The organism is Aliiroseovarius sp. xm-d-517, from assembly GCF_013283135.1.
In the GTDB taxonomy this organism is placed as follows: domain Bacteria; phylum Pseudomonadota; class Alphaproteobacteria; order Rhodobacterales; family Rhodobacteraceae; genus Aliiroseovarius; species Aliiroseovarius crassostreae.
Map to the genome: position 1 here is coordinate 1,427,501 of NZ_WBXT01000001.1, position 24,138 is coordinate 1,451,638.

The 24,138-nt window shown below is 60.5% G+C and carries 27 protein-coding genes and 1 tRNA gene (1 of these 28 running past the window's edge); 10 read left to right on the forward strand and 18 right to left on the reverse strand.

The window, feature by feature from the left end:
* The 13 genes from XMD517_RS06800 to XMD517_RS06860 all read right to left on the reverse strand — a co-directional run.
* A protein-coding gene (locus XMD517_RS06800) for a DNA gyrase inhibitor YacG (protein WP_173485635.1) crosses the window boundary here: on the reverse strand, positions 1 to 140 show its 5' portion. It extends 55 nt beyond the left edge of the window; 140 of the gene's 195 nt are visible here — the first part of the coding sequence; its start codon is at positions 138 to 140; its stop codon lies off the left edge, out of view.
* Entirely contained in the window at positions 137 to 1,171 is a 1,035-nt protein-coding gene (locus tag XMD517_RS06805) for a ribonuclease E/G (protein WP_173485636.1), read from the reverse strand. Before XMD517_RS06805 ends, XMD517_RS06800 begins: the two co-directional genes overlap by 4 nt.
* Positions 1,172 to 1,183: 12 nt before the next feature.
* Complete coding sequence (locus tag XMD517_RS06810; RefSeq protein WP_173485637.1) at positions 1,184 to 1,765, reverse strand: nucleoside triphosphate pyrophosphatase; 582 nt, start codon at positions 1,763 to 1,765, stop codon at positions 1,184 to 1,186.
* A 16-nt stretch (positions 1,766 to 1,781) separates the two neighbouring features.
* The gene (gene infA, locus XMD517_RS06815) at positions 1,782 to 2,000 is read right to left on the reverse strand and encodes a translation initiation factor IF-1 (protein WP_008186030.1); all 219 of its coding nucleotides are present in this window, start codon (positions 1,998 to 2,000) and stop codon (positions 1,782 to 1,784) included.
* 86 nt (positions 2,001 to 2,086) lie between these two features.
* Positions 2,087 to 2,974, reverse strand: a complete 888-nt coding sequence (locus XMD517_RS06820; protein WP_173486308.1) for a carbon-nitrogen hydrolase family protein — start codon at positions 2,972 to 2,974, stop codon at positions 2,087 to 2,089.
* Positions 2,975 to 3,024: 50 nt separating this feature from the next.
* On the reverse strand, positions 3,025 to 3,621 hold the full coding sequence (locus XMD517_RS06825) for a GNAT family N-acetyltransferase (RefSeq protein ID WP_173485638.1): 597 nt from the start codon (positions 3,619 to 3,621) through the stop codon (positions 3,025 to 3,027).
* On the reverse strand, positions 3,618 to 4,013 hold the full coding sequence (locus tag XMD517_RS06830; RefSeq protein WP_173485639.1) for a ketosteroid isomerase-related protein: 396 nt from the start codon (positions 4,011 to 4,013) through the stop codon (positions 3,618 to 3,620). The genes XMD517_RS06825 and XMD517_RS06830 overlap by 4 nt, the downstream gene beginning before the upstream one ends.
* 138 nt (positions 4,014 to 4,151) lie before the next feature.
* Positions 4,152 to 4,616, reverse strand: a complete 465-nt coding sequence (locus tag XMD517_RS06835; protein ID WP_173485640.1) for a low molecular weight phosphatase family protein — start codon at positions 4,614 to 4,616, stop codon at positions 4,152 to 4,154.
* A 3-nt stretch (positions 4,617 to 4,619) separates the two neighbouring features.
* On the reverse strand, positions 4,620 to 5,102 hold the full coding sequence (locus XMD517_RS06840; RefSeq protein ID WP_173485641.1) for a UPF0262 family protein: 483 nt from the start codon (positions 5,100 to 5,102) through the stop codon (positions 4,620 to 4,622).
* 10 nt (positions 5,103 to 5,112) lie between these two features.
* Entirely contained in the window at positions 5,113 to 6,414 is a 1,302-nt protein-coding gene (hisD, locus tag XMD517_RS06845; protein ID WP_173485642.1) for a histidinol dehydrogenase, read from the reverse strand.
* Between the two features lie 259 nt (positions 6,415 to 6,673).
* Positions 6,674 to 7,159, reverse strand: coding sequence for a DUF2948 family protein (locus XMD517_RS06850; RefSeq protein WP_173485643.1), 486 nt, complete (start codon positions 7,157 to 7,159; stop codon positions 6,674 to 6,676).
* 6 nt (positions 7,160 to 7,165) lie between these two features.
* Positions 7,166 to 8,431, reverse strand: coding sequence for a UDP-N-acetylglucosamine 1-carboxyvinyltransferase (murA, locus tag XMD517_RS06855; protein WP_173485644.1), 1,266 nt, complete (start codon positions 8,429 to 8,431; stop codon positions 7,166 to 7,168).
* A 15-nt stretch (positions 8,432 to 8,446) separates the two neighbouring features.
* Positions 8,447 to 8,629, reverse strand: a complete 183-nt coding sequence (locus XMD517_RS06860; RefSeq protein ID WP_055189795.1) for a hypothetical protein — start codon at positions 8,627 to 8,629, stop codon at positions 8,447 to 8,449.
* A gap of 90 nt (positions 8,630 to 8,719) precedes the next feature.
* Here XMD517_RS06860 and XMD517_RS06865 point away from each other — a divergent pair.
* The 4 genes from XMD517_RS06865 to XMD517_RS06880 all read left to right on the forward strand — a co-directional run bounded on the left by XMD517_RS06865 (position 8,720) and on the right by XMD517_RS06880 (position 11,344).
* A tRNA-Thr gene (locus XMD517_RS06865) sits at positions 8,720 to 8,794 on the forward strand.
* A 273-nt stretch (positions 8,795 to 9,067) separates the two neighbouring features.
* Positions 9,068 to 9,679 carry an autoinducer binding domain-containing protein gene (locus XMD517_RS06870; protein WP_173485645.1) on the forward strand — a complete coding sequence of 204 codons (612 nt, stop codon included), beginning with the start codon at positions 9,068 to 9,070 and terminating at the stop codon, positions 9,677 to 9,679.
* Between the two features lie 76 nt (positions 9,680 to 9,755).
* Positions 9,756 to 10,343: an acyl-homoserine-lactone synthase gene (locus XMD517_RS06875; protein WP_173485646.1), complete on the forward strand. Its 588-nt coding sequence runs from the start codon at positions 9,756 to 9,758 to the stop codon at positions 10,341 to 10,343.
* A 419-nt stretch (positions 10,344 to 10,762) separates the two neighbouring features.
* Positions 10,763 to 11,344 carry an outer membrane protein gene (locus tag XMD517_RS06880; protein ID WP_173485647.1) on the forward strand — a complete coding sequence of 194 codons (582 nt, stop codon included), beginning with the start codon at positions 10,763 to 10,765 and terminating at the stop codon, positions 11,342 to 11,344.
* Positions 11,345 to 11,460: 116 nt separating this feature from the next.
* Here the strand turns inward: XMD517_RS06880 and XMD517_RS06885 are convergent, their stop codons facing one another.
* Together XMD517_RS06885 and XMD517_RS06890 are read right to left on the reverse strand one after the other, a co-directional pair.
* Positions 11,461 to 13,353 (reverse strand): acyl-CoA synthetase, encoded by a 1,893-nt coding sequence (locus XMD517_RS06885; protein ID WP_254449854.1) that lies wholly within the window; start codon positions 13,351 to 13,353, stop codon positions 11,461 to 11,463.
* A 209-nt stretch (positions 13,354 to 13,562) separates the two neighbouring features.
* On the reverse strand, positions 13,563 to 15,362 hold the full coding sequence (locus XMD517_RS06890; protein WP_173485648.1) for an ABC transporter transmembrane domain-containing protein: 1,800 nt from the start codon (positions 15,360 to 15,362) through the stop codon (positions 13,563 to 13,565).
* A gap of 256 nt (positions 15,363 to 15,618) precedes the next feature.
* On the opposite strand from XMD517_RS06890, the gene XMD517_RS06895 reads away from it, so the two are divergent.
* Positions 15,619 to 16,773, forward strand: coding sequence for a class I SAM-dependent RNA methyltransferase (locus XMD517_RS06895; protein ID WP_173485649.1), 1,155 nt, complete (start codon positions 15,619 to 15,621; stop codon positions 16,771 to 16,773).
* Between the two features lie 12 nt (positions 16,774 to 16,785).
* Here the strand turns inward: XMD517_RS06895 and XMD517_RS06900 are convergent, their stop codons facing one another.
* Together XMD517_RS06900 and XMD517_RS06905 are read right to left on the reverse strand one after the other, a co-directional pair.
* Positions 16,786 to 17,175: a carboxymuconolactone decarboxylase family protein gene (locus XMD517_RS06900; protein ID WP_173485650.1), complete on the reverse strand. Its 390-nt coding sequence runs from the start codon at positions 17,173 to 17,175 to the stop codon at positions 16,786 to 16,788.
* A 39-nt stretch (positions 17,176 to 17,214) separates the two neighbouring features.
* On the reverse strand, positions 17,215 to 17,913 hold the full coding sequence (locus XMD517_RS06905) for a GntR family transcriptional regulator (protein WP_173485651.1): 699 nt from the start codon (positions 17,911 to 17,913) through the stop codon (positions 17,215 to 17,217).
* A 100-nt stretch (positions 17,914 to 18,013) separates the two neighbouring features.
* Here XMD517_RS06905 and XMD517_RS06910 point away from each other — a divergent pair, with 100 nt between their 5' ends.
* The 5 genes from XMD517_RS06910 to XMD517_RS06930 are packed head-to-tail and all read left to right on the forward strand — an operon-like array spanning position 18,014 to position 22,847.
* A complete protein-coding gene (locus XMD517_RS06910) occupies positions 18,014 to 18,616 on the forward strand; it encodes an amino acid synthesis family protein (protein WP_173485652.1) in 603 nt (200 codons plus the stop codon).
* Complete coding sequence (locus XMD517_RS06915) at positions 18,588 to 19,412, forward strand: alpha/beta fold hydrolase (RefSeq protein ID WP_173485653.1); 825 nt, start codon at positions 18,588 to 18,590, stop codon at positions 19,410 to 19,412. The genes XMD517_RS06910 and XMD517_RS06915 overlap by 29 nt, the downstream gene beginning before the upstream one ends.
* Positions 19,405 to 20,331: a flavin reductase family protein gene (locus XMD517_RS15810; RefSeq protein WP_173485654.1), complete on the forward strand. Its 927-nt coding sequence runs from the start codon at positions 19,405 to 19,407 to the stop codon at positions 20,329 to 20,331. The genes XMD517_RS06915 and XMD517_RS15810 overlap by 8 nt, the downstream gene beginning before the upstream one ends.
* Positions 20,328 to 21,365 carry an LLM class flavin-dependent oxidoreductase gene (locus XMD517_RS06925; protein ID WP_173485655.1) on the forward strand — a complete coding sequence of 346 codons (1,038 nt, stop codon included), beginning with the start codon at positions 20,328 to 20,330 and terminating at the stop codon, positions 21,363 to 21,365. Before XMD517_RS15810 ends, XMD517_RS06925 begins: the two co-directional genes overlap by 4 nt.
* Positions 21,366 to 21,383: 18 nt before the next feature.
* Positions 21,384 to 22,847, forward strand: coding sequence for an aldehyde dehydrogenase (locus XMD517_RS06930; RefSeq protein ID WP_173485656.1), 1,464 nt, complete (start codon positions 21,384 to 21,386; stop codon positions 22,845 to 22,847).
* Between the two features lie 31 nt (positions 22,848 to 22,878).
* Here the strand turns inward: XMD517_RS06930 and XMD517_RS06935 are convergent, their stop codons facing one another.
* Complete coding sequence (locus XMD517_RS06935; RefSeq protein WP_173485657.1) at positions 22,879 to 24,102, reverse strand: NnrS family protein; 1,224 nt, start codon at positions 24,100 to 24,102, stop codon at positions 22,879 to 22,881.
* Positions 24,103 to 24,138 lie beyond the last annotated feature (36 nt).

The window sequence follows — 24,138 nt, forward strand, 5'->3', positions numbered from 1 at the left end:
TCATCCGCATCCTCCGGTGTGTCCGCCGGAACAGCGTAGGAGCCGTTCAGCCAGCGCCCCAGGTCCACATCTGCGCAGCGCCGCGAACAGAACGGGCGGTATTTCGGATCGGTATCCTTGGCACAGATCGGGCAGCTCATGACAGGCTTTCCTTGAGCGCGATACGCTCTCTTTTACGCTGCAATTCGAAATTTCCCAGCACGGTCCACCCCGCCAGAGAGGTCTCAACCCCATCCGCCCTGAAGGCGTTGCGCAAAGCCGTTTCGATCTGGTGGCGTTCTTTCTTGGGGCTGGGGGCGAAATCGACAACAATCTGCCCGCCGAGCCCCCGCACCCGCAACGCACGCGGCAAAACCTTTGCCAGGGCGATATTGGCCTTAAGACCCGCCGCAGGGCTGGCATCCGGGCCGGTATTCACATCCACCGCAACCAATGCCCGCGTGGCTTCAACAAAGGCATACGCCCCGCCCGGAAGACGCACCCGCGCCCCGAGGGCCTCATCAATCAGCTCCTCGACACCGTGACGTTCAAACGCCCCCTCGGCATCATCAAGCTGGTCGGGCAGGTCCCATTCACGCCAGGCAAGCGCATGGGCATCCGCCCCTTCCACCAAAAGCTCCGGATCGCTCCCCTCGGCATCGGCCATGACCGCGCGGGACAGATCCAGCATCGACACAATATCATCCGCCACTTCCGCATCGGATCCGCTGACCGAGACCGACCGCAGAATCAGCCCCTCCTCGGCCTCCCCCATCACGTCATGGGCAATTTCCAGCAGGCGCTCGCGTTCCTCTTCATCCCGAATGGCGCGGCTGACATTCAGACCGGGCGCGCCGGGGGTGACAATGGCATAGCGGCTTTTAAAGAGCACTTTCTGCGTGACCGGCACCGCCTTGCCCGCCTCGGCAAATCCGATCACCTGCACCAGGATCGCCTGACCGGGCGAAAGCCCTTTGCCCTGACGCAGAAACGCCGTTTCCCCATCCGGCAGGCGCAGCATCATGCCCCCCTGCCCCTTCAACGGACGGTCACAGATCGCCCGGTAAATGGCACCGGGCAGTGCGTATTGCGCGGGTGGTTCGATCAGAAGGTCATCCAGTTGCCCATCGACAATGCGCGCCGCCGCAAGGCGGCCCCGATAGGTGTCAAGCGCGACAATGCTGCCCTTCATGATCTTCGTTCCTTATATATCGTAAAGCGGAAAGCCGGCGGCGATCAGCAGGTTGGCGGTCTCATGCACCGGCAATCCCACCACCGAGGTATAGCTCCCCTCGATCCAGCTGACAAAAGCGCCCGCCGGACCCTGAATGGCATATCCGCCCGCCTTTCCCTGCCAGTCCCCCGAGGCCAGATAGGCTGCAAGCTCCTGATCTGACAGGCGTTTCATCTTGACCGCGGTCACGACATCCCGCGCCCAGCGGCCTGTCGCGTTGCGCACCACAACCGAGGTGATCACTTTGTGACGCCGCCCTGCAAGCGCGCGCAGGAACGCGGCGGCCTCGGCCTCATTACGGGGTTTTCCCATGATCCGACGCCCCAGCGCCACGGTGGTATCGGCGCACAGCACAACCTCATCGGTGGCCACGTCCATCGCATCGGCCTTGGCACCGGCAATGCGGCGGCAGTAATTCAACGGAAGCTCGCCCTTCAGCGGAGTTTCATCCACATCCGGTGGGCGCACCGCATCAGCACGAAGGCCGAGCTGACCCAACAGCTCGGCCCTTCGGGGGCTTCCAGACCCGAGAATCAACTTGGGACGCGTCATGCGCCTGTGATCCCGATTACTTGAAGCGGTAATTGATCCGACCCTTGGTCAGATCATAGGGGGTCATTTCGACCTGCACCTTGTCGCCAGCCAGAACACGGATGCGGTTTTTCCGCATCTTGCCTGCCGTATGCGCGATGATCGTATGGCCGTTTTCCAGCTCGACCAGAAATGTCGCGTTCGGCAGGAGTTCCTTCACGACACCGGGGAATTCGAGCAGTTCTTCCTTGGCCATGTTCACTCCTGTTAAAACACCCGTCCATCACGGGCGCCCTTTAAATGGTCCCAAACGGGAGGGTTTTCAAGGGAAATTCGGCCGTTTCAGCACAAAGTGACATTTGTGACGGGGAAAACGCGGTTTTCCTGTTCATCCCAATGGGTTTTGGTCAGCACATTGCCGTCGCGCCGCACCTCTCGGATCGCCTGCAAATCGACCTCGGCCAGGGTCCATCCCGGCGTGTCGAAACTGCCCTGTGCAAGGATGCCATTGGCGGGGAACCCCTTGTCGGGCGGGCCATAAATGGCCGCAGCCCCCGTGTTGACATCCACCACCTCATTCCAATCCGCCCGTCCCTGCGTCGGGGCATGAACGGTGATGCATTGCCCTTCCAATGCCCGCGCCATGGCCCCCACCCGCACACGGGTATAGCCCTCCAGCCCTTCCGTGGCAGAGGGCACCAGAATGATCTCGGCCCCCGCGTCGATCAGCGCCCGCCCCAACAGGGGAAACTCGCTGTCATAACAGATCAAGACACCGATCTTGCCCAGCGCAGTGTCCATCACGACAAGCGGCCGCCCGCCCTGCACCTGCATCGGGTCCCGCTCCCACCGGGTCATGATCTGCTTGTCATGAATGACCTGCGCCCCGTCCGGGGTGAAAAATGTGGCGCGGTTCACAGGGCGTGAAAAATCCGGGTCAAAACACGGGCCGGAGGGACCAAGGATGTGGACACCCTGCGCCGCTGCAAGCCCCGCGAGAACCGCGTTCATCTCGTCCATCCGGTCCGCAACCGCCTGCATCGAGCCCTGCACGTCAGCGGCAATATCGCGCCCCGCCAGCGACGCGAGCTCCATTGCACCATATTCGGGGAAAACCAAAAGCTCTGCCTTCTGCTCCGCCGCCGCCCGGACCCAGCGCGTGAGCTTGTCTTCAACGCTGGCCCAGTCGTCATGCCAGTCGATCGGATAGGCCGCCGCCGCAATATGCAGTTTGCTCATGATCTTCCTCTTATCGTTCAGGGGCGCTGCCCCTGCCTCCCTCACAGGGCGCGGATCCAGAACTGAAGTTGCTTTACATCTTCTTTCACTTTTCCAACATCTTTCCAGGAAAAAGACGCCAGAACCCCATCAATCTTTTCATATCCCCGCTTTCGCCAAAAATCATCCAACGGGCGATAGTTGGCGGGTCTGGCCGGGTGGTCCAATGGGCGGATCACGCTGCAAAACGCGGCGTATCGGCGCCCGAGGGTGCGGGCATGCGCTTCGCGGATGTCAAAAAAGCGATGCCCGATACCGCGCCCGCGAAAGCTCGGCAACAGCACGCTTTCCGCATGATAAAAGATGTCGCCAAGCTCATATCCGCTCTTTGCAAAAGCCGCGGCGAAATCATCAGCATGATCTTCCATCGGCGTGCCAGTTGCCGCACCGACCAGCTGGTCATCCTCAAAGGCCCCAACCAGCACCGCCCCTTCGGATTTGCGATAGCTCTGCAGGTAGCGGTGTTCATATTCGAAGGTCCCATCATAAAGATAAGGCCAGTCGCGAAACACCTGCATGCGCAGCCGGGCCACGTCTGCCAGATGATCCTCCAGATCCGCACCTGTCAGGGGGCGAACATCAATCCCCGCGGACGTCATGAGACCTGCCGGATCCAGTCGTTGAGGTTGTAATAGGTGGTCACCCGCGTGATCAGCCCGTCCTTGAGCGAGAAGAATGCCCCGGCGGGCAGTACATAGGTCTGGCCATGCGCCTCTGGCAGTCCCGGATCGGTTTTCAGATAGGTGCCATTCACGGTAAATTCGGCCGCGCCACGGGTGCCGTCCGCGCTGACCATCACCACCATATCGGTGAGCTGCTCGCGATAGGTTTCATTCATATGGGCACAAAACTCACCAAACGCGTCTTTGCCCACGCGCCGCGCCCCTTCATTCACGTCATGCACGAACTCATCCGACAGGCAGGCCACCATGCCCGCGATGTCCCCCGCATTGAATGCGGCATAGTAGCGTTGAATAGTGTCGCGGCTCATCCGGTTTCCTCAGCTGATCTCATGGACTTTTTGCCAAACTGCCGCCATGGCACCAGCAGCACAAGCCGGAATGCGACGCTTCACGCCGTATTCCCACCGCAAGTGTCCCGTTTCCACCCGGCAACAGCGCCCGGATGATTAAAGCGGTGACACCCCTTCGGGCAGACCGAAATGCGCCTGCAGCTTTGCGCGGATCTGGTCGCGGGCCTGACGGTAAGCGTCAAGCTTTTCCTCGCGCCGCGTTCCAATCGCGGTGGGATCAATAATGGGCCAGTAGATCACCTCAAGATGACAGCGCCGGGTCAGTTCCTCAGCGCGGGCCTGACTGGCGGGCGACAGCGCAATCACCAGATCGAAACTGGACAGGTCATCCCCCCATTCCTCCATCTGGTCAAAACTGCGCACCTTATGCGCCGACAGTTCGACCCCAAGTTCGGAACAGACCGCCACGGCAAAGCCGTCGATTTCCAGCTCGGAATGCACCCCCGCTGACTGGACATATATGTCCTGCCCGTAAAGTGCCTTCATCAGCCCTTCGGCCATCGGTGAGCGCACCGAATTATGATCACAACAAAAAAGAACCGACTGCGGTCGATCAACCATGTATTATCCCCAGTGCAATACACAGATCAGAGTGAACAGGCGGCGCGCGGTGTCAAGATCAATTTCCGCTTTGCCCTCAAGCCGCTCCTGCAGCACCCGCGCCCCTTCGTTATGAATCCCACGCCGCGCCATGTCGATGGCTTCGATCTGGCTCGGTGGCAGGGTCTTGACCGCATCGAAATAGCTTTCACAGATCGCAAAGTAATCCTTCACCACCTGACGAAATGGCCCAAGCGACAGAAGAACCAGACCCGCAGGCGTGCCCTCTTCGGTCTTGGCCTCCATCACCAGACGTTTTTCCTGAATGGCCAGACGCAGATGATAGGGGCCTTCCGGCACGACCTGATCGCCCCGTGCCTCCAGGGCAAAGCTGTTGTCTTCCAGCAGGTCGAACACCGCCACCTTCCGCTCCTGCTCAATCGCAGGGGTGGGGGCGGCCAGTCCGGTCTCGTCAATGTCGATATGGGTGATACGGTTTGTGCTCATGGTCTCAGGTCTACTCGTTCAGGGCGTCAAGCCGCGCACGCACGGACAGGCCATGCGCCTCAAGGCTTTCGGAAATGGCAAGGGTTTCAGCCGCTGGTCCGATCGCGGCCAATGCGGCCGGGGTCATCCGCGCCAGGGTGGTGCGCTTGATGAAATCCATCACCGACAGACCCGACGAAAAACGTGCCGAGCGCGCGGTGGGCAGCACATGGTTCGGCCCCCCAACGTAGTCGCCAATGGCTTCCGGCGTGAACTGACCAAGGAAAATCGCCCCGGCATGGGTGCATTTCTGACCCAGCGCATCCGGGTCCGCGACGCAAAGCTCCAGATGTTCCGGCGCAATGCGGTTCGACAACGCCGCCGCCTCATCCAGATCGCGCACGGTGATCACCGCGCCAAAATCACGCCAGCTTGCCCCGGCAATCGCGCGCCGTTCCAGCGTCTGCAACCGGGCATCAACGGCATCCGCCACTGCGCGCCCAAACTCCTCATCGGTGGTGATCAGGAGAGATTGCGCGCTCTCATCATGCTCGGCCTGGCTCATCAGATCGAGCGCCAGCCAGTCCGGGTTGTTATCCGCATCCGCAATCACAAGGATTTCCGACGGGCCCGCAATCATGTCGATGCCCACCTTGCCAAACACCCGGCGCTTGGCAGCCGCCACAAATGCGTTGCCCGGCCCGGTGATCTTGTCGACCGGCGCGATGCTCTCTGTTCCATAAGCCAGCGCCGCAATCGCCTGCGCCCCGCCAACCCGGTAAATCTCATCCACACCTGCAATTTTCGCAGCCAGCAGCACAAGCGGATTGACCTGTCCATCCGGCGTGGGCACGGTGATCGCCAGACGCTCAACCCCCGCCACCTTGGCCGGAATTGCGTTCATCAAAACCGAGGACGGATAGGTCGCCAGCCCGCCGGGCACATAAAGCCCCGCCGCCGAGACCGGCGTCCAGCGCCACCCCAGATCAGCACCGCTGTCATCGGTCCACATGGCGTCCGCAGGCAGTTGTTTCTCGTGATAGGCCCGGATCCGCGCGGCCGCCAGCTCCAGCGCCTCCCGGTCGGCCTCTGCCACCTTCGCACATTCCGCCGCAATTTCGCTTTCGCTAAAACGCAGACGATCTGCCGTCAGCTCCAGACGGTCAAACTTCGCCGTCAGCTCCAGAACCGCCGCATCCCCACGCGCACGCACATCCGCAATGATGCCCGCCACGATATCATCCACCTCCGGGCTGTCCTCACGCTTCATCGACAAAAGTCCGGCAAAGCGCGCTTCGAAATCGGCGTCCTGACTGTTCAGAAACTGGGGCATGGTGATCTCCTTTGACCAACCTCTAACGGCCCGCCCCCCTGCCCTCAAGCCCGCACCCGCCACTTGGGCGCATTTTTCCGCCCTTACAGCGTTTCGACTTCAACCTGAGACAAGGAAAAATCGAAACGCCGCAAGAGATATCAATGTCGTGGGCGTTTCGGAATAATCATGTGTCTCAAGCTTATCCCGAAACGCTTTATTTTCTGGTTTGAAATATCCTGGGGTGAATTGGCGCAGCCAAGAGGGGCAAAGCCCCTGTTTACTGAGGGTGCCCCGGCGTATGTTTCGAGGGCGCAATATAGGGTCGGGTCACATCCTGAAGCGTGACATCCAGGGCCTCAACCTCCAGCTGGATCGCGCCATCGCCCGCCAGTGTCAGTTCGACCACGCCGGTGCCATCCTCACCGGCGGCAAATGACAGCGACAACAGGGACAGGATCGTGTCCGCATCTCGTGACACTCCCTGACTTTTCACCTTCATCACATCTGATACCGACAGCACCGCCTGCACCCGCTCCACCTCGCGTCCCCGCAGCTTTGCCGCCTCCAGGTCTTCCCAGCGGAACCGGTTCAGGAGCAGGGAAAACCGGCGTTTCCCTGCCTGCCACGACATCTCGGACGCCGGAAACACCGCATCTTGCGTCAGCGTCGACAGAACCTGCAGATCTTCCGTGTCATAGGCCAGAAGGCGCAGCGCCTCTTCGCCGCCATCTTCGAACCGGGCATCCGCGATCTCGTGTGTCATGTGGGCTTACTCCTTGATCCGTTCGATCTTCGCCCCGATCGACGACAGTTTGCGCACCACTTTCTCATACCCCCGATCAAGGTGATAGACCCGGCTGACAATGGTTTCCCCCTCGGCCGCCATGGCCGCCAGGATCAACGAGACCGAGGCGCGCAGATCGGTGGCCATCACCGGAGCGCCCTTCAGCTTCTCAACCCCATGCACAGTGGCCGTGCCCCCATGCACCTCGATATTGGCCCCCATCCGCATCAGTTCCGGCGCATGCATGAACCGGTTTTCAAAGATCGTTTCATGCAGGGTCGACGTGCCTTCCGCGGTGCAGAGCATCGCCATCATCTGCGCCTGAAGGTCGGTCGGGAAGCCGGGGAACGGTTCGGTGGTCACATCCACCGCCGAGACACGCCCGTTGCGGCGGGCCACTTTCAGCCCCTTTTCGGTCTCTTCCACATGGATGCCTGCCGCGTCGAGCTTTTCACAAAAGCTCTCAACCAGCGAAATGCGCCCGCCGAGGCATTCCACCTCACCCCCGGCAATCGCAGGCGCCAGCATGTAGGTGCCCAGTTCGATCCGGTCGGTGACAACCGGATGGGTGGCGCCATGCAGGCGATCAACCCCCTGAATGACGATCTCGGACGTGCCATCCCCCTCGATCTGCGCCCCCATCTTGCGCAGGCAATCCGCAAGGTCGACGATCTCGGGCTCGCGGGCGGCATTTTTCAGCACCGTTGTGCCCTTTGCCAGTGTGGCGGCCATCATGATGTTCTCGGTCGCCCCTACCGAGGCAAAGCTGAGCTCGATCTCGGCCCCTTTCAGACCGCGCGGCGCCTTGGCGTGCAGATACCCTTCCTTGAGCTCGATCTCGGCACCCAGTTTTTCGAGGCCAAAGATATGCAGGTCCATCGGGCGGGCGCCAATCGCGCAGCCGCCGGGAAGCGACACAACCGCATGGCCAAGCCGCGCCAGCATCGGCCCCAGCACGAGGTTCGACGCGCGCATTTTGCGCACGATGTCATATTCGGCCACGTGGTTGTCGATGTCATGGCTGGACATGGTCAGGACCTGCCCCTCCTGCATTGACGCAGCTTCAGCCCCAAGGCTTTCCAGAAGCTCGGTCATGGTCTTGATATCAGACAGGCGCGGCGCGTTGGTCAGGGTCAGCGGCTCTTCGCTTAAAAGCGTCGCGGGCATCAGGGTCAGGCAGGCGTTTTTGGCCCCTGCAATCGGGATTTGCCCGTTCAGAGCACCACCGCCTGTTACAATAATCGAATCCATCTGAACCGCCTCTCTTTACTCTTTCTGCTCTGGTCCGGGCTGTTCACCCGCCTGATATGCCTGATTTTCAGCCTGATCCGCCCGCGCACGGGCCTGGGCCTTGCGCCGCCCCATATTGGCCTTCAGCGCAGCCTTCAATCGGTCTTCACGGGATAGCCCTTTTTTTGCGGGCTTTGCAGGGGAGTTTTTCTGTTCCATGGAAAATTATTTACCCCAGACCAAAAAAAGGGTCCAGAAGGGGCTTGCACCCCTGAGCGAATATGAGTATTCCCCGCCTCACACAACGATGCTGTGGTAGCTCAGTGGTAGAGCGCACCCTTGGTAAGGGTGAGGTCGGGAGTTCAATCCTCCCTCACAGCACCATCCCCTCCCCCAGAAAATCAGAATGCACAGCAAGCTAAAACCTGTGAGCCATGACCTGTGGAATTCAATCCTCGCGGGTCTTCTGTGACATCCTACCGCATGGGAAGAGCTGGATTTTTCGGCGTTTTTTCCACGGACCCCCAAAGAAAAAAGAACTTTGCGCAGCCGGCGTGGCACAAAGGAGTGTGGCGCAGCGCGCGCTATGGCGGATTACCTTAAGGTAATGCGCAATTTTGGGTTGTAAAGCCCCGTTAAGGTAAACAGAATTTGCCCATGGGACGTAACCAGAGTATCGATTCTTTGTTGTCAGAACTGACCCCCTTGGCGGAAGCGGGGTATTTCATCGGTTTGCACATCCGGTTTGTCTCGCCGCTGATGACATTTCAGACCTTCCCGCAGGCCTGGACCGATCACTACACCCAAAATGCCTACGCCCTGCGCGATCCGCTGATCGCAACCGGGATTTCCCATACCGGCGCCATCCGCTGGAGTGCAATCACCCTGCCGGATCCGTTTGGCATTATGGACGAAGCCAAGACCTTCGGACTGGCCTACGGGGTCTGCGTCTCTTGTGGGCCTGTGACCTCGCGCACGGTTGCAAGCGTGGCGCGCAGTGATCGCGAATTCACCGACGAAGAGATTGCCACGATTACGGGCATCGTCCTGAGATTGCATCATGAAACCCAGCCCCCTGACAGCCTGACCAATGCCGAAATCGAAGCCCTGCGCATTCTGGCCGCAGGGGAAAGATATGCCAATGGCGCTGCCCTGCTTGGCATTTCGGAAAGCGCGCTGAAGGCCCGACTGAGCTCGGCGCGCAAGAAACTGTTTGCGCGCACCTCGGCCGAGGCCATCCAGCGCGCCAAAGATTACCGCCTGATCTAGGCGGCGACCCCGGGACATCGACCACTGCCACTGGCGGTGTCCTCTACATTTGCTCAATCTTACCTGGAGGGAAGTCATGCAAACCACCACTCTTTCGTTCGAAAATCTGCACAACCATGGCGAGCTTTTCGCAAATCTGCTTCGCGCAAGACGGCAGAGTTTCATCGTTCAAAACAACTGGGACCTGCCCGAGGCGCTGGGGATGGAATATGACCAGTATGACACCCCGGCCAGCCGTTGGGTTGCGGTGCATGAATTTGGACAGATCCTTGCCGGGATCCGGCTGACCCCGACCACCACGCGCTGCGGCATCTACAGCTACATGATCCGTGACGCTCAGCTGGGCCTGCTGGAGTCGATCCCGCAGGATCTGCTTTATGACGAGGCCCCGGTGGCCGACAATATCTGGGAATCGAGCCGCGTTTTCGTGGCCCATGACACGCCGCAGCGCATTCGCAACGTGGTGCATGGGATGCTGATCAGCCAGATGACCAAAACTGCCCGCGATCTGGGGGCAACCCAGGTTCTGGGCCTCATTCCCGCTGCCTGGCCCCGCTTTGCCAAACGGCTGAAACTGGATATCGAAGCCGCCGGGCGCATCATGCATCTCGACGGTGTCGACAATCAGGTCGTGAAGATCAACCTGACCAAGAAACTGCACTGACCCTGCCGAAGGCAGGGCAAGAAGGGCGCAACCCTGCGCCCTTTCTTGCCGGTTTTGACCGATTTTCTCCCCGCTCTGGCGGAACAATATTATTTTAGCTAGTCTTTCAGGGCATTTTCGCACCACGAATGCGCCTTAAGACGTCCCCGCCCACGCAATGATTATCCGTGTTCAGTGGGTGTTTCGGCTGCCATGAACACCCACTCATATGCAGCGGATCCGGGGGCTGGCATTCTGATCAGGCCCTTGGGGGTCTGGCAAAATAAACGTTTCGGGACATCTGGGTGTCCTATCTTTCCAGTGACGTTTCCTGTGACCATTATTTTCCCGAAGCGCCCAAAACATTGACATCTCTTGCCGCGTTTCGGCTGTTCAAACCCTCTGGGAAAGGCCGATCCGCATTAGGAAAGGATCAGACCATGTTCAAAACGATTTCCTGTTTTTCAATTGTTGCACTTATGGCTGGCGGCAGCGCCCATGCGGGCAACCCCAGCCCCGCCCCTGCGCCCCAGCCGGTTTACGTGGCCCCGGCCCCACCCCCCTCGGTCGACTGGACCGGCGCGTATATCGGCGCGGAGATTGGCTATGGCGATGTTGGCACAAATGTTCCCGGCGCAAATGGGGACGGGCTGATCGGCGGGATCATCGCCGGGTATGACTATGATTTTGGCACCTGGGTGGCCGGGCTTGGCATTGATTATGACGTCACCGATATCGATATCGGCGGCGAGGCCAATCTGGAGCACGTCCTGCGCCTCAAGGCCCGTGGCGGACCCAAGCTGGGACGAGGGCTGGCCTATCTCACCGGCGGCTATGCCCACACATCCGTTGAGGATCGGGACGACAGCGGATATTTCATCGGCCTTGGATATGAACACCGCATGACCGACAATTTCAGCGTCGGGGCTGAGCTTCTGTATCACGAGTTCTCGGATTTTGACGGATCCGGCGTGGATGTGGATGCCACCACCATCCAGCTGCGCGCCAGCTATCGGTTCTGATCCGATCAAGGCGTTTCGGGGACACGCGACTGACACCTGATGTCACGGCGCTTCAAACGCCAAACGCCCGGGATCGGTCCCGGGCGTTTGCGGTGATTTTCTTTGTGGACTGCGTGTCATTCCATCCATTCATAAGGCCGGGTGAACTCCCCCAGCACATGGGAAATCGCTTCGTAATCCACCTCACCGCGGGCCTTGAGGCGCGCCACAAGACCGCGTTTCTTGTCGTCGATCACCTCAGCCACAAACGCCTCATGCCCAGCCTCAGAAAGGGCCTGATCATAGATCCGGGCAATTGCCTTTTTACGCAGATCCGGTTTGAACACCTTGCCCACGGCAGTTTTCGGCAGCTCGTCCAGGATCTCGATATATTTCGGCAGGGCGGCCTTTTCATGGATATGGGTCTTGGCATAGGCGCGCAGTTCTTCCGGGGTGGTCGAGCCCCCCGCAACCAGTTCCACATAAGCGCAGGGCAGCTCACCCGCATAGCTGTCAGGCTGGCCAATGGCGCCCACCATGGCAATGGCGTCATGCCCGGCCAGGCATTCCTCGATCTCGGCCGGGTCGATATTGTGACCACCGCGAATGATCAGATCCTTGGCGCGGCCGGTGATCCACAGATAGCCATCTTCATCCAGACGCCCGAGGTCACCGGTGCGCATATAGGTGCCGCCCGCGAACATGCCAGCATTCTTTTCGACCTCGGTATAGGTATTGCCGGTGAACACACCGGGGTTGGTCAGGCAGATCTCACCCACCTCATCCACACCATGTTCCTTCAGGATCGTGCCGCTTTCATCGCAGCTGAGGATCTTGATTTCGGTATAGGGGAACGGCACCCCGACCGACCCCACCTTCTTGGCCCCGGTCGGTGGGTTGCACGACACCAGACAGGTGGCCTCGGTCAGACCATACCCTTCGACGATGTTCACACCAGTCGCGTCAACAAAGCGGTTGTAAAGCTCGATCGGCAAGGGGGCGGATCCCGAAAACGCCGTCTTCAGCGTTGACACATCCGCATCCACCGGGCGCTGCATCAGGGCGGAAATGGCGGTGGGCACGGTGATCATGAAACTGACCTTGTAACGCTCGATCAGCTTCCAGAAATTGTCAAACACGCCATCCCCGCGATAACCCGCCGGGGTCGGATGCACAAAATGCGCCCCCGACATCAGGCAGGACATCCAGATCACATGCACCGCAAAAACATGAAACAGCGGCAGCGGGCACATGATCACATCTTCTTCGTTGAACAGAAGATTGGCCCCCAGCCAGCCATTATAGACCATGCCCGAGTTTTTATGCTGCGCCACTTTCGGCGTGCCGGTGGTGCCGCCGGTATGGAAATAGGCCGCCACGCGATCCTCGCCGCTATCGGAAAAGTCCAGAACCTTGTTCTGCTTGGCCATCTCGGCATTGAAATTCAGCACGCGCGCATTGTGTTTCACCGGCACTTTCGGGCGGATGAGTGGCACGATCCAGCTTTTCGGCGGCTTGAGATAGCGGTTGAGGTCAATCTCCAGCACCGTTTTCACATTGGGCGCCATCGCCACGGCTTCATTGGCAAGCTGGGCAACCTCGGCCTTGGGAAAGGCCCGCAGCGTGACCAGCACCTTGGCGTTGGTTTCCCGCAGGATGCCCGCCACCTGTTCGGCATCCAAAAGCGGGTTGATCGGGTTCACGATCCCAGCGATCCCGCCCCCCATCAGCGTATACATCGTCTCGTTCGAGTTCGGCAGCAGATAGGCGATCACATCGTTTTCACCAATCCCCAGCGACCGAAACAGGTTTGCCGCCTGACAGGACCGCTCCAGCATCTCACGCCAGGTCACGGTCTCCTTCGGATCCGCCGCCCCGGAAGTCAGCTGAAACGACACGGCCGGACGGTTCGGGAATTTCTTCGCCGTGCGTTCCAGCATCTGGTAAAGCGACTTTGGCGTGCCGCGCTCCTCCCATGTCATTTCGGCCTCAACCGCGTTCCGGTCAATCATCGAGCCAAAATCATACATTCTTCTTCCTCCCGCGCCCTTTTATGTGGGTCGTCTGATCCGAAAAGAATGGTCGCAAAAGCGAGGCCGGGCAAGGGGAACCTGACGCGCGAGTAAAGTGCAGTTGCGTCACTTCATAAAAACAACGGAAAAAACGAAAAAACGGACCGATCCCAAAGGGTCGATCCGTTTCTTAACGTGTTTGCAATAGTTTACCTTAGGTTAGACCCTCAGGCCCCGCCTTCGGTGAATTGCAGCTTGGCCAGGCGCGCGTAAAGCCCGCCCCCCTCGACCAGCTCATCATGGGTGCCCTGGGCCACAATCCGCCCCTCTTCGAACACCACAATCCGGTCCGCCTTTTTCACCGTTGCCAGGCGGTGGGCCACGATCAGCGTGGTGCGCCCCTGCGCCAGCTCATCCACCGCAGCCTGGACCAGACGTTCACTTTCGGCATCCAGCGCCGAGGTCGCCTCATCCAGCAGCAAAACCGGCGCGTCGCGCAGGATTGCACGGGCAATGGCGATGCGCTGCTTCTGTCCGCCTGACAGCATCACGCCGCGTTCACCCACATAGGTGTCATACCCGTCCGGCAGGCTGGTCAGGAACTCATGCGCCGCCGCCGCCCGGGCCGCGGCCTCCACCTCGGCATCACTTGCATCGGGGCGACCAAAACGAATGTTTTCCCGCGCCGACGTGGCAAACACCACCGCATCCTGCGGCACCATGGCGATATATTTGCGGAAATCATCCCGGCGCATGTCGCGCAGATCCACGCCATCCAGTTCCACCGAGCCGGAGGCCGGATCGTAAAACCGTTCCAACAGCTGGATAATGGTTGACTTCCCGGCCCCGGACGGCCCCACAAGGGCCACGGTCTCACCGGGTTTCACCTCCAGCGTGATCCCCTCAAGGGCTGCGAAATGCGGCCGCGACGGATAGTGGAAGGTCACATCCTTGAACGAAATCGCCCCTTCCGGACGGGCTGAGATCAGCTTGGGCTCAGCCGGGTCCTGCACCTTGTCCTCGGCATTCAAGAGCTCCACCAGCCGCTCAGTGGCCCCCGCTGCCCGCTGCAGCTCCGACCAGATCTCGGACAGGGCGCCCACCGCGCCCGCCACCATGATCGAATAGATCACAAACTGCACCAGCGCGCCGATCGACATGCCGCCAGCGGTCACATCATGCATCCCGATCCACAGGATCCCCACCACGCCTGAGAAGATCAGCGTGATCACGATCACCGTCATGATGGCCCGCGTCGTGATACGGATCCGCGCGCTGTCAAAACTTTCCTCGGTCAGGTCGGCAAATTCACGGCGGCTCAGATCCTCATGGGTAAAGGCCTGCACGGTCTGCACCGACAAAAGCGATTCCGACGCATTGCCTGAACTTTTGGCGATCCATTCCTGGTTCTCACGCCCCAGATTGCGCAGGCGCCGCCCAAGGATGATGATCGGCACCACCACAATCGGCACCAAAAGCAGCACAAGCCCGGTCAGCTTGGCCGAGGTGAACAGCATCAGGATCAGGCCACCCAGGAAAATGAACATATTGCGCAGGGCCACCGAAACCGACGACCCGATCACCGACAGGATCAGCGTGGTGTCGGTGGTGATCCGGCTCAGAACCTCCCCGGTCATGATGCGTTCGTAAAAGGCCGGGCTCATGCCCACCACGCGGTCAAACACCGCCTTGCGAATATCCGCAACAACCCGTTCACCCAGACGCGTCACCAGATAATAGCGCAGCCCGGTGCCCAGCGCGAGCAACCCCGCCACCGCAAGCGCGGCTACAAAATACTTGTCCAGCAGATGTGCCGTGGCCCCGTCAGCGCCAAAGCCATCCACCACCCGGCGCACCGCAATCGGCAGGATCAGCGAAATCCCCGCCGTGAACACCAGCGCGGCAAACGCCCCGAGGATCCACAGCTTATACGGCGCCATGAAGGGCCACAGCCCACTCAACGCGCCAATCCGCTTGGATTTCTCCCGCTCGTCGATATCCATCCCAGCGTTCTGTCGTCTTGCCATGCGGCTCTCCCTCATCGGGGCGGAAATGCCCCCGGCTCTGGCGAGGAATAACGGCCCTGCCGCGCGGGAACAAGAGGCCGGGCCGGAATTGACGCCGGAAACACCGTTCGCCGGCTCCCCTGCCCCCTTTCCCCAGATCCCGCGACTGCCATGCGTCGGAACCGGATCCATCGGTTGCACCGCGGGGTTTGCCACAGGACATGACTGCTTTACATGACCGCTTTCCCTTTGTGGCCCCGCGGGCTACACCAGCGCCATGACACAGCATCACCCCGCAAAAAACACCCGCCTCGACATCTTCCTTGTCGCCCCCCCCGGCCTTGAACAGGCCCTGCGGGGTGAGGCACTTTCTGCCGGGTTTTCCGCGCCCAAATGCGTGCCCGGCGGGGTGCAGTTTCAGGGGCGCTGGCAAGAGGTCTGGCGCGCGAACCTGACCTTGCGCGGCGCAACTCGTGTGCTGGTGCGCATCGACCAGTTTCCCGTGACCCACCTGTCGCAGCTCGACAAACGCGCCCATCAGGTGGATTGGGCCGCCGTTTTGCCGCGAGGGATCCCGGTTCGGGTCGAAACCACCTGCCGGAAGTCGAAAATCTATCACGACCGCGCGGCCAGTGAACGCATTGAAAAGGCACTGGTTGATGTGATCGGGGCGCAGCTGCCTGACCGCGCCGAAGAGGCCGAGATCACGGTGAAGGTGCGGATTGAAAAGGACCTCTGCACCATCAGCCTCGACAGCTCAGGCGAAAGCCTGCACAAGCGCGGCCACAAAACCGCCACCGGCAAGGCGCCGATGCGCGAAACCCTCGCCTCTCTGTTCCTGCGGGAGATGGGATTTGACGGCAATCAGCCCGTGCTGGACCCGATGTGCGGCTCCGGCACATTTGTGATCGAGGCCGCAGAGTGGGCGGCGGGGCTGCTGCCCGGCCGCAGCCGCAGCTTTGCCTTCGAAAAACTTACAACTTTCGACTTTGAGACCTACCAAAAGTTGAAAGAACGCCCGTCGCGCCCCCTTATAAACTTTAAAGTTTCCCCGCCGCAGTTCTTTGGCTCGGACCGCAACGCCGGCGCGGTTGAGAACAGTCGCAAGAACGCAGACAGCGCGGGGGTGGCGGCGCTCACCCAGTTCACCCACGCCGCGATCAGCGACCTTACCCGCCCCGACTGTGATCCCGGCATCGTGATTGTGAACCCGCCCTATGGCGAACGAATTGGCGATAAAAAACAACTCTTTGCGCTGCATGGTCGACTGGGGCAGGTGCTGCAAGAGCGGTTTTCCGGCTGGCGTGTGGGCCTCATCACCTCGGATGGGGGGCTGGCAAAAGCCACCAAACTGCCGCTCCTGCCCCCCGGCCCGCCCGTGGATCACGGCGGTCTGCGGGTCAAGCTTTACCAGACGGATCCGCTGCCCTGACCTGATCGGGACTCACGCGCCCTTCGGCAAAAGATCTCGCTCTTCCAACACCTTACGGGCAATGCGAAAACACTCCACCCCCTGTGGCACGCCGCAATAGATCGCAATCACATGGATCGCAGCGCGGATTTCTTCGAAGCTGACACCATTGTTGATCGCGCCATTCAGATGCAGTTCCCATTCGTGCATCTTGCCCAGCGCGCCAATCATCGACAGGTTCATGAGCGAGCGCGTTTTCGCGTCAATCGCCTCATCCCCCCAGCCAAAGCCCCAGCACCAGGCGGTCATCGCCTCCTGGAACGGACGAGAGAACTCATCCGCCGCTGCCAGATTTTTCTCAACATATTCAGCACCTAAGGTGGCTTTTCGCTTGGCCATACCGGCCTTGAACAGATCATCCATTATTGGTCCTTTCAGGAAATTTGGAAACCGCAGCGGCGCTCACTCCAGCCCTGCCTCAGCCCCCTGTTCCGTTTCCGCCAAGAGCCGTTCGGCAATTTCGGTGGTGTCATCCAGATGTTGGTTGACAGCCCTGCGCGCCGCCTGCGGATCCCCCGAGGTGATGGCATCACAAATCGCCTGCATATGCTCCGCGCCCGATCGCACCCGGTCAGTTGAGGACAATGTCATCATCCGCAACCGGGAGATCCGCCCATTCAGCCGCTGCACGATTTCCCATGCGATATGATGTCCGGCCCCTTGGAAAATCTCGGAGTAGAAATCGGCAGAGGCCCGAAACAGATCGCCCGGCTCGCCCCCCCGCTCACGCTGCAACCGCACCAAAGCAGCACAGAGGGTCTTGGCCCGCTCCGGTGTGATCCGACGCGCGCAACTCTCGGCGGCAGCGGTTTCCAGCATTCGGCGGATGTCATAGATCTGGCGCGCATCTTCCCGGCTGATCCTGGCCACGATCGGGCCGCGTCCGGGCAGGATCTCCACCAGACCTTCCGCCTCAAGATACCGAATTGTTTCACGAATGACGGTTCGGCTGACCCCTAGCTGATCACATAAGGGGCGCTCGACCAGGCGGTCTCCCGGCTTGAAATGCCCCTCGATGATCGCATCCCGCACCCGCTCCTGCACCATGTCACGCAGGGTTTGGGGGGGCTGTTCAATCGGTGAAAGTGTCGGTTTGGTCATGGGTCTCCCTTAGCAGTGACACGCATTTCAGGCAAGAGTATATTGACTGACTGCATTATGGTATACCATGATACTGGCATCGAATCGAGAAAGGCACCCCATGCCCGCAGAAATCCGCAAAACACTGCTCCATATCGAAGATACGCTGATCGAAGGGGGCAAACCCGCCGAGACCCCTCTCAGGATGATTGCCGCCATCGCCGTGATCAAAAACCCCTGGGCCGGGCAAGGGTTCACCGAGGATTTGCGCCCCGCAATCCATGACTGTGCGCCGGGGCTGGGCAAGCTCCTGACAGATATGGTGCTGGACGCGGCAGGGGGTGGCGACAAGGTCGAGGGCTATGGCAAGGCCGCCATTGTCGGCATGAATGGAGAGGTCGAACATGCCTCTGCGCTGATCCACACCCTTCGTTTCGGCAACCACTATCGCGAAGCCGTCGGGGCAAAATCCTATCTGGCCTTCACCAACACCCGCGGCCCGGCCAACGCTCCGTTGCAAATTCCACTGATGGACAAAAACGATGGCGGTCGGCGCAGCCATTACCTGACCATCGCCCTGCAGGTGGCGGATGCGCCCGGAGCGGATGAGATTGTTGTGGCGCTTGGGGCCTCGATCGGCGGGCGCCCGCACCATCGTATCGGTGATCGCTATCAGGATCTGAAGGAATTGGGGCATGACCTCGACAATCCTGCCGCCGTATAAATCCTGCCCGCTTTCGGGGGGCACGCTGGCCTATCGCGAGACGGGGCTTGGCCAGACCGTGGTTCTGATCCACGGGGTTGGCATGCAATCTGCCACCTGGGCACCGCAAATTGCCACTCTGGCCCGCTCACATCGGGTGATCGCGCTGGACATGCCCGGTCATGGCGGCAGTTCCCCCCTTTCCGCACAGGCACAACTGGCAGATTTTGTAACGTGGCTGGGCGCGGCTTTGGATGTCTTGGAGTTGGGCGCGGTCAGTCTGATCGGTCATTCCATGGGCGCGCTGATCGCCGCAGGATACGCCGTCACCCACCCCGAGCGGGTTGAGCGGGTTGCGCTTTTGAACGGTGTCTTTCGCCGCAGCCCAACCGCCCGCGCGGCGGTCCTGTCCCGCGCAGAAACGATCCGGTCCGGCGCGTTTGATCTGGAGACACCGCTGGAGCGCTGGTTCGGATCGACCCCGGCAGAAATTCAAGCCCGCAGTCAGGTGTCAGGCTGGTTAACCGAAGTTAATATCGACGGCTACGCAACGGCCTACACTGCTTTTGCACGCGGAGATCAGACCTATGCGGATCAGTTCAAACAGATCCAATGCCCGCTCCTTGCCCTTACCGGAGACGGTGACCTGAACTCAACACCTGCCATGGCGCAGGCCATGGCAGCCGAGGCCCCAAACGGTCATGCTGTCATTATCGAAGGCCACCGTCACATGGTAAACCTGACGGCCCCGGAAGCGGTCAACGCCGCCCTGGCAACCTGGCTCACATCCTCAACAAAGGAGCAATATCATGCGTGAGATTGATCCCCGTGCCCTTCGCAACGCCTTTGGGGCCTTCCTGACCGGGGTCTGCGTGGTGACCACCCATGACGCGGAGGGGCACCCGGTGGGGTTCACCGCAAACTCTTTCTCCTCGGTGTCCCTCGACCCGCCGCTGGTGTTGGTCTGCCTTGCCAATACATCAAGCAATTACAACACCTTTGCGCAGGCCGATGGATTTGCGGTGAACATCCTCTCCGAAGGGCAGATCGATGTGTCAAACACCTTTGCCCGCCCGGTTTCCGATCGCTTTGCAGCGGTCGACTGGCAGGCGGGGCCGAAGGGCAGCCCGATTTTTTCCGGCACCTCCGCCTGGTTTGATTGTTCCATGTTCAACACGATCGAAGCAGGGGACCACCTGATTTTGATCGGCCGGGTCGAGGCGTTCGAGAACGGCACCGCCCCCGGTCTGGGCTATGCCCGTGGCGCCTATGTCACCCCCGCGGCCGAAGTCGAAGCCCTGTCCAATCAAGCTGACCTGATCATCTCGGCCCTGATTGAGCACAACGGCAAGGTCCTGCTGGTCGACACGCAAGAGGGAAAACTTACCCTGCCGGAAACCAAGGTTAAGAAAGACGGGGCATCTGCGGCCCTGACCCGACTGATCGACGGTCTTGGCATATCCGCCGATCCGGGCTTCATTTACTCGGTCTACGAAGATGAAAACCGCGGGCATCAGCATATCTCATTCCTCTGTCAGGCGGCGGAGGGCACCCCCGCGCAGGGCCGTTTTTCCGACCTGTCCCCCGCTGCCCTGAAAGACATCGCCGACCCGGCCATGTGCACCATGCTGGAACGGTTCGCGTCCGAAAGCCGGATGGGGAATTTTGGGGTGTATTATGGCAATCGAAACAGCGGCCATGTGCGCCCGCTGTCGCAAGGGAGTTCGTCCAAATGAAGTTTTCACTTTTTGCCCATATGGAGCGCATCTCACCCGATCAGGACCAAAAACAGCTTTATGACGAGTTCATCACCCTGTGCAAAATCGCCGATCAGGGTGGGATGCACGCGATCTGGACCGGCGAGCATCACGGGATGAACTTCACCATCGCGCCGAACCCGATGTTGAACCTGATCGACGTGGCGCGCCACACCAAAAATGTGCGCCTTGGCACGGGCACGGTGATTGCGCCGTTCTGGCATCCGATCCGGCTGGCCGGTGAAGCGGCGATGACCGACATCATCACCGAAGGGCGTCTGGAGCTGGGCATTGCGCGCGGCGCTTATGAGTTTGAATATGAACGGCTTATGCCCGGTATGGACGCCTGGGAAGCGGGCCAGCGGTTGCGCGAGCTGGTGCCAGCGGTCAAGGCGCTGTGGAAGGGCGATTACGCCCATGACGGCGAATTCCACCAGTTCCCCAAAACCACCTCGGCCCCGCAGCCGGTGCAGGCAGGCGGCCCGCCCATCTGGATCGCTGCACGCGACCCGAACAGCCATGAATTTGCCGTGGCCAATGGCTGCAACGTGCAGGTCACGCCCCTGTGGAAAGGCGACGAAGAGGTTGCCGATCTGATGGGCAAGTTTAACGCCGCCTGCGAGAAGCATTCGGACCAGCCGCGCCCGAAGGTCATGCTCCTGCAGCACACCTATGTGGCGGAAGATGCTGCCGACACCAAGCTTGGCGCCCAGGAACTGAACCGGTTCTACTGCTATTTCGGCGCCTGGTTCATGAACAAGCGCGAGATCACCCAGGGGCTGATCGAGCCGCTCACCGATGAGGACATCGCAAACCATCCGTTCTATTCTCCCGACGCGATGGAGCGCGATCTGGTGATTGGCACGGCGGATGAGGTGATCAAGCGCCTGAAGGGATATGAGGCGCTGGGATATGATGAATATTCCTTCTGGATCGACAGTTCGATGAGTTTTGAGCGCAAGAAAGCGTCGCTGGAACGGTTTATCAAGGACGTGATGCCCGCATTCCAATAGCGGTTAAGGGACAGAGAAATGCAGAGATTTCAGCAGTATATTGGCGGCACCTTCGAAGATGGAACCGCACAGTTAGACAGTCTCGACCCCGCCTGCGGGCAGGTCTGGGCAAAGATGCCCAATGCCTCGCCCGAGGATGTGAACCGCGCGGTGGAGGCGGCTGAAACGGCGTTTTTCTCATCTGAATGGTCGGGGATGACCGCAACCTCCCGCGGCAAGCTGCTGATGCGACTGGCGGATCTGATCGCGGAAAATGCACCGCGGCTGGCAGAGCTGGAAACCCGCGACACTGGCAAGATCATCCGCGAAACCTCGGCGCAGATCGCCTATGTGGCGGAGTATTTCCGCTATTACGCCGGGTTGGCCGACAAAATCCAGGGCGCGCACCTGCCGATCGACAAACCGGATATGGAGGTCTGGCTGCGGCGTGAACCCCTGGGGGTTGTGGCCGCAATCGTGCCGTGGAATTCGCAGCTGTTCCTGTCTGCGGTCAAGATCGGCCCCGCGCTGGCGGCGGGCTGCACCATGGTGCTGAAAGCCTCAGAAGACGGGCCGGCACCGATGCTGGAATTTGCCCGGATCTTTGATCAGGCCGGCTTTCCCAAAGGCGTATTGAATGTGATCACGGGCGGGCCAGAGGTGGGCGCGGCCCTCACCCGCCACGAAAAAATTGCCCATGTGGCCTTTACCGGCGGACCGGAGACCGCGCGCCATATCGTGCGAAACTCGGCAGAGAACCTTGCCTCGACCTCATTGGAACTGGGCGGCAAATCCCCCTTCATCGTGTTTGACGACGCGGATCTGGAAAGTGCCGTCAATGCCCAGGTTTCCGGGATTTTTGCGGCGACCGGGCAAAGCTGTGTCGCCGGGTCGCGCCTTGTTGTGCATGAAGACATCAAGGAAGCCTTTCTTGCCCGGCTCAAGGAAAAGGCCGAAGCTGTGGTGATCGGCGCACCGGATGACATGGCGACCGAGGTCGGGCCCCTTTGCACAAAGCGCCAGCGCGATCTGGCACTGGACCTGATCGAACGGTCGGTGGCCCAGGGGGCAAAGCTCGTCACTGGCGGGCAACCCATTGACCGCGAAGGGTTCTATTTCCCGCCAACCATTCTGGATTGCGACGCGGCGCCCGATGCGGACAGCCTGACCCACGAGTTTTTTGGTCCGGTGCTGTCTGTCGTGTCCTTTCGCAACGAAGAAGACGCCATACGCATCGCCAATGAGACAAAGTTCGGCTTGGCCTCTGGCCTGTTCACCCGGGACCTGACCCGCGCGCATCGGATGATCCGCGCCATCCGGTCAGGCATTGTCTGGGTCAACACCTATCGGGCGGTTAGTCCAATTGCCCCGTTCGGGGGGCACGGGCTGTCTGGTCATGGGCGCGAAGGGGGGATCGAGGCGGCGATGGAGTATACCAAGGTGAAATCGGTCTGGCTGCGGACCTCAGATGACCCGATCCCGGATCCATTTGTAATGCGGTAAAGGCGTGACGTGGTGGTGGCCACGTTGGTGGTCAGAAACGTTTTGGGATCGGTTTTGCGCACCAGACCGGCCAGTAATGCGCGGTGAAAAGCGCAAAACCTGCAAGCCAAAGCAGGGCTGAGAGGTGGTTTGCCCAGCCATCCGCCCCCGGATAGGCCCCACCAAAACGCAACAGAACCGATCCGATGATCAGGTGATAGACAAGCGTCAGCCGCCCACCGGCATGGAGCGGCAACCCGGCATGAGCGAGGCTCGCCCGCGACATGATGGCCAGGGTCATCACACCAATCCCCCCCGCCATCCAAAGGTGAAGCGCCCCTGCATAAGGCAGCGCCACCGGGTCCAGAATGGACAGGCCCATGGCAATAAAGCCAAGCGGCACAAAGAGATAGCCCATATGGAGCACCCAAAGCAGGGCTTCTCCACGTGTCAGCCAACCTTTCCAGCGCAGCAACCGCAGCAAATGCCCGCCCCCCACCAGCAGCATCACGGGGGCAAGTGCAGTTTGGGTGGGCGATACGCTCCAGCCAAGCAACACCAGCACGGATGCGACAAAAACGATAAGGTCAAATGGACCAAGAGCAGCCGGGCGCCCCTCCTGCCCCTGTTTGACCAGCCAGTTGCGGGTAAAGCTGGGGATCACCCGTCCGCCAACAAGGGTGATCAGCAACAGGGCCGCCGACAGGCCAAGGCGCAGGCCGGGACCACGGGCAGGAAAGCCCCCGTTCAACCCCTCGATGTGAAACAGCGCATTGCCGAGAATGTAGAGCGAAAACAGCGCGAGCAGCGGCAGGTTTTTCCAGTTCCGACCGGCGAGGACTTCGCGCAGGGACATTGCCAGAAGCGAAAGCGGGAAGGCCAGATCCAGCGCCATGACAAGCGGGCCGGGAACAAGCGCAGAGACCAGCATCACCGCGCGCCCCACCGCCCAAAGCCCGGTCAGGATCGCCAGCGGCCAGCCCAGAATTGGCAGGCGCCCGGTCCAGTTCGGCACGGCAGTCAGCATGAAGCCGGCAAGCGCCGCACCGAGATAGCCAAACAGCATTTCATGGGCATGCCAGCCGATTGGATCAAGGTGGGTGGCCAGCACCCGCGTCCCGGTCAGCTCGACCAGCCACAGCACCATGGCCAGCACCGCCCAAAGGCCAGCCCCCAAAAACAGCGGTCGGTAGCCAAAGCTCAGAAGCGCGGGACCGGTCCAGCGGCGCACCCGCGCCGAGCTGTTTCGGGTGTTGGAGGGATGCGGGTCGGCCATGGGTTTGCCTCTGAATGCGAAGAGAAAAGCGTTTCG

Excerpts from the sequence above, each read along its gene's own strand:
- XMD517_RS06860 (WP_055189795.1), bottom strand. The coding sequence starts at position 8,629 with ATGGAACAGAAAAACTCCCCTGCAAAGCCCGCAAAAAAAGGGCTATCC.
- XMD517_RS06880 (WP_173485647.1), top strand. The coding sequence starts at position 10,763 with ATGTTCAAAACGATTTCCTGTTTTTCAATTGTTGCACTTATGGCTGGC.
- murA (WP_173485644.1), bottom strand. The coding sequence starts at position 8,431 with ATGGATTCGATTATTGTAACAGGCGGTGGTGCTCTGAACGGGCAAATC.
- XMD517_RS06830 (WP_173485639.1), bottom strand. The coding sequence starts at position 4,013 with ATGAGCCGCGACACTATTCAACGCTACTATGCCGCATTCAATGCGGGG.
- infA (WP_008186030.1), bottom strand. The coding sequence starts at position 2,000 with ATGGCCAAGGAAGAACTGCTCGAATTCCCCGGTGTCGTGAAGGAACTC.
- XMD517_RS06825 (WP_173485638.1), bottom strand. The coding sequence starts at position 3,621 with ATGACGTCCGCGGGGATTGATGTTCGCCCCCTGACAGGTGCGGATCTG.
- XMD517_RS06810 (WP_173485637.1), bottom strand. The coding sequence starts at position 1,765 with ATGACGCGTCCCAAGTTGATTCTCGGGTCTGGAAGCCCCCGAAGGGCC.
- XMD517_RS06925 (WP_173485655.1), top strand. The coding sequence starts at position 20,328 with ATGAAGTTTTCACTTTTTGCCCATATGGAGCGCATCTCACCCGATCAG.
- XMD517_RS06805 (WP_173485636.1), bottom strand. The coding sequence starts at position 1,171 with ATGAAGGGCAGCATTGTCGCGCTTGACACCTATCGGGGCCGCCTTGCG.
- XMD517_RS06895 (WP_173485649.1), top strand. The coding sequence starts at position 15,619 with ATGACACAGCATCACCCCGCAAAAAACACCCGCCTCGACATCTTCCTT.
- XMD517_RS06905 (WP_173485651.1), bottom strand. The coding sequence starts at position 17,913 with ATGACCAAACCGACACTTTCACCGATTGAACAGCCCCCCCAAACCCTG.
- XMD517_RS06850 (WP_173485643.1), bottom strand. The coding sequence starts at position 7,159 with ATGACACACGAGATCGCGGATGCCCGGTTCGAAGATGGCGGCGAAGAG.
- XMD517_RS06835 (WP_173485640.1), bottom strand. The coding sequence starts at position 4,616 with ATGGTTGATCGACCGCAGTCGGTTCTTTTTTGTTGTGATCATAATTCG.
- XMD517_RS06935 (WP_173485657.1), bottom strand. The coding sequence starts at position 24,102 with ATGGCCGACCCGCATCCCTCCAACACCCGAAACAGCTCGGCGCGGGTG.
- XMD517_RS06910 (WP_173485652.1), top strand. The coding sequence starts at position 18,014 with ATGCCCGCAGAAATCCGCAAAACACTGCTCCATATCGAAGATACGCTG.
- XMD517_RS06840 (WP_173485641.1), bottom strand. The coding sequence starts at position 5,102 with ATGAGCACAAACCGTATCACCCATATCGACATTGACGAGACCGGACTG.
- XMD517_RS06870 (WP_173485645.1), top strand. The coding sequence starts at position 9,068 with ATGGGACGTAACCAGAGTATCGATTCTTTGTTGTCAGAACTGACCCCC.
- XMD517_RS15810 (WP_173485654.1), top strand. The coding sequence starts at position 19,405 with ATGCGTGAGATTGATCCCCGTGCCCTTCGCAACGCCTTTGGGGCCTTC.
- XMD517_RS06890 (WP_173485648.1), bottom strand. The coding sequence starts at position 15,362 with ATGGCAAGACGACAGAACGCTGGGATGGATATCGACGAGCGGGAGAAA.
- XMD517_RS06900 (WP_173485650.1), bottom strand. The coding sequence starts at position 17,175 with ATGGATGATCTGTTCAAGGCCGGTATGGCCAAGCGAAAAGCCACCTTA.
- XMD517_RS06930 (WP_173485656.1), top strand. The coding sequence starts at position 21,384 with ATGCAGAGATTTCAGCAGTATATTGGCGGCACCTTCGAAGATGGAACC.
- XMD517_RS06885 (WP_254449854.1), bottom strand. The coding sequence starts at position 13,353 with ATGTATGATTTTGGCTCGATGATTGACCGGAACGCGGTTGAGGCCGAA.
- XMD517_RS06875 (WP_173485646.1), top strand. The coding sequence starts at position 9,756 with ATGCAAACCACCACTCTTTCGTTCGAAAATCTGCACAACCATGGCGAG.
- XMD517_RS06915 (WP_173485653.1), top strand. The coding sequence starts at position 18,588 with ATGACCTCGACAATCCTGCCGCCGTATAAATCCTGCCCGCTTTCGGGG.
- hisD (WP_173485642.1), bottom strand. The coding sequence starts at position 6,414 with ATGCCCCAGTTTCTGAACAGTCAGGACGCCGATTTCGAAGCGCGCTTT.